General features: G+C 51.0%; 4 protein-coding genes. All 4 read left to right on the top strand.

Going from position 1 to position 2,120, the window contains the following annotated elements; genetic code table 11:
• The first annotated feature begins 197 nt into the window (after positions 1 to 197).
• On the top strand, positions 198 to 761 hold the full coding sequence (locus H511_RS0109205; RefSeq protein ID WP_027252034.1) for a hypothetical protein: 564 nt from the start codon (positions 198 to 200) through the stop codon (positions 759 to 761).
• The gene (locus H511_RS0109200; RefSeq protein WP_027252033.1) at positions 758 to 1,246 is read left to right on the top strand and encodes a hypothetical protein; all 489 of its coding nucleotides are present in this window, start codon (positions 758 to 760) and stop codon (positions 1,244 to 1,246) included. Before H511_RS0109205 ends, H511_RS0109200 begins: the two co-directional genes overlap by 4 nt.
• A 9-nt stretch (positions 1,247 to 1,255) precedes the next feature.
• Positions 1,256 to 1,765 (top strand): hypothetical protein, encoded by a 510-nt coding sequence (locus tag H511_RS23005; RefSeq protein WP_036759369.1) that lies wholly within the window; start codon positions 1,256 to 1,258, stop codon positions 1,763 to 1,765.
• Positions 1,766 to 1,774: 9 nt separating this feature from the next.
• A partial coding sequence (locus tag H511_RS23000; RefSeq protein WP_036759367.1) for a hypothetical protein occupies positions 1,775 to 2,120 on the top strand: 346 nt, incomplete at its 3' end.

The following is a 2,120-nucleotide window of genomic DNA, read 5'->3' as shown; positions in this document are numbered from 1 at the left end:
CCCCAGCGACGCCGCCAGGGAGCCGCGCGGCGACTCCAATAAAATCAACAACTTACGGCGGGGGTGGGGGCGGGACACGGCGCGCGACCCTACCCCCCCTACTCATGTATCCCCCCACCGAAATTTCACCAATTTTCAAAGTTAGAAAACATCTTAGCTAATAGCTATAATGCGGGAAATTAAACAAGGACGGCCCCATGAATCAAACAATCCTGAACCTACCCATCAACAAGCGGCTCGCAACGATAATCTCGGCTGAATTGGACAGGAAGCAGTTTTCCGGCGACATCACCACCCGCATTTTCGTGATCACCGGCGACAATGCCCCACAAATCGGTGAGGCCACCGAACTCTACACAACTGGCGAATATGACGTCGAGGATGAGGGCAGCGGGTTCGTACTTTTCCTACGCTCAGCCATGGTAATCACACTAGGCGAGGCAACCATTTTAGGGACGTATCAACTGAAATTGGGCGAGGCAGGCAACGAACACAACGGCAAAGCGGACTCAGAGCTATCGGTCTACATCGACAGGGATGAGGCGGAAGATAGCGACATAGAAGCTAAATTCCAAGCGCATGAGGAAGCGATTAAAGACCATATGAGCGGACGCATGTCAATCCTGGTAACTGGCGCAATTCTGGAGCATGGAAAGCTACATGGCCAAGCTAAGTTTGACCGCCTACTGGAAAGGCTACCGGAAGGAATGGCAGATCTCGTTCTGCAATCGGCAGAAGATTTTGAAAGGGTTATGCCATGACCAACGAACTTTCCCTGACGCAAATCGTCGGCCCAAAAGGGGCCATGATCATACACTATTGCTTTGAGAAGGACGGGCTAAAAGGCTGGCCAATCGACGAAGAAATCTTTGTTGATGGGTACACCCGATTTAACCCAATCCCACCGCATGACGGGGCGAGCGTGGAATGGGTGGCCACTCGATACAAAATGAGCGACGACAAAACCGAAACGAAAATAGATGTTGTCGCGATTTACAAGAAAGACGATGAGCCGGTATGCGCGCTGACTGTGCAGGTTGTTATGACGAAGGATGTCGATGTCCCTGAGTTAAAAATCGCAGGCTATGTCCTTAAAAAAGGAGCCACCGCGCCCCCTGAAAAAGTAGCAATAGAGCACGGCAGAATGCTGTTCATGGGGAACATGGAGGCTCTACTTGGTGCTATAGACGAGAACGGGGATATGGATGCAATAGGCCAAATATCCGCCCCCTCCCAGTACCACTGAGGACACATAATGAACATGAAAGAAATGCGCTCTCTAACGCAAATCCTTGGCTCAGAATGTGCTGAGTTTACTGTCGCCTCGATGAACAAATGCGGGATAAAAGACTGGGATATGGATGCGGTTGCTTTTGCTGACGCCGTTTATTCCATGCAGCATATTCCTGAGAAACATGGCGCAAAAGTTAGGTGGGCTGGCGCACGCTATGGCCTGAACGATGAACGGACAGCCGCACAAATTCAAGTCATGGCGATATATGAGAGAGACGGGGAAGTTATTGGCGCGCTGGCGTCACAGGCGACAATAACGCACCACAATGGGCAGAAGTACAAAAACACGAAAATCGCGATTATGAGGCTCGACGGGAGCGATGGCGATTTTATGAGTAAGCAAGAGGCGAAAAAAATCATAGGTTCAATTGTTCGCACAGCCATGAGGCCGCTGCTACGGATGGCGGAAGAAGAAGGCGATTACGACGCGCTTGCAAAAATCATCTCAGAAAAACCGGCAATCGTCCACTGAGGACCAACTATGACCACGAACAAACGTGGAACAAACGTTCCACCGGAAGACAAGCAGCTGGAAATGCTGGAATACCTGGCCATCCATAACCTAACCGCTCACCCTAGCGCCCTGACCATCAAGCAAGGAAAGGCCATTGATACCTGGGAGCTAAAAACCCCCATGATGGTAAATGGCAAGCTCAGTGGCCTGCATAAGTTGATGTATACAATGTCAATTTTGCACGATGTGGATTACCAGCAAACGATGGCCCCATACAGCGAGCGCTACTGTTTCGAAGATGAGTGGCGGGCACTGAGCGAGTTGATCGAGTGGCACAAACGCGGCTTCGATGATCAACCCCCTATCGGCTGGG

The sequence above is a fragment of the Photobacterium halotolerans DSM 18316 genome (assembly GCF_000425165.1).
Classification (GTDB): Bacteria; Pseudomonadota; Gammaproteobacteria; order Enterobacterales; family Vibrionaceae; genus Photobacterium; species Photobacterium halotolerans.
This window is presented reverse-complemented; position numbering and strand designations above follow the sequence as displayed.

Excerpts from the sequence above, each read along its gene's own strand:
- H511_RS23005 (WP_036759369.1), top strand. The coding sequence starts at position 1,256 with ATGAACATGAAAGAAATGCGCTCTCTAACGCAAATCCTTGGCTCAGAA.
- H511_RS0109200 (WP_027252033.1), top strand. The coding sequence starts at position 758 with ATGACCAACGAACTTTCCCTGACGCAAATCGTCGGCCCAAAAGGGGCC.
- H511_RS0109205 (WP_027252034.1), top strand. The coding sequence starts at position 198 with ATGAATCAAACAATCCTGAACCTACCCATCAACAAGCGGCTCGCAACG.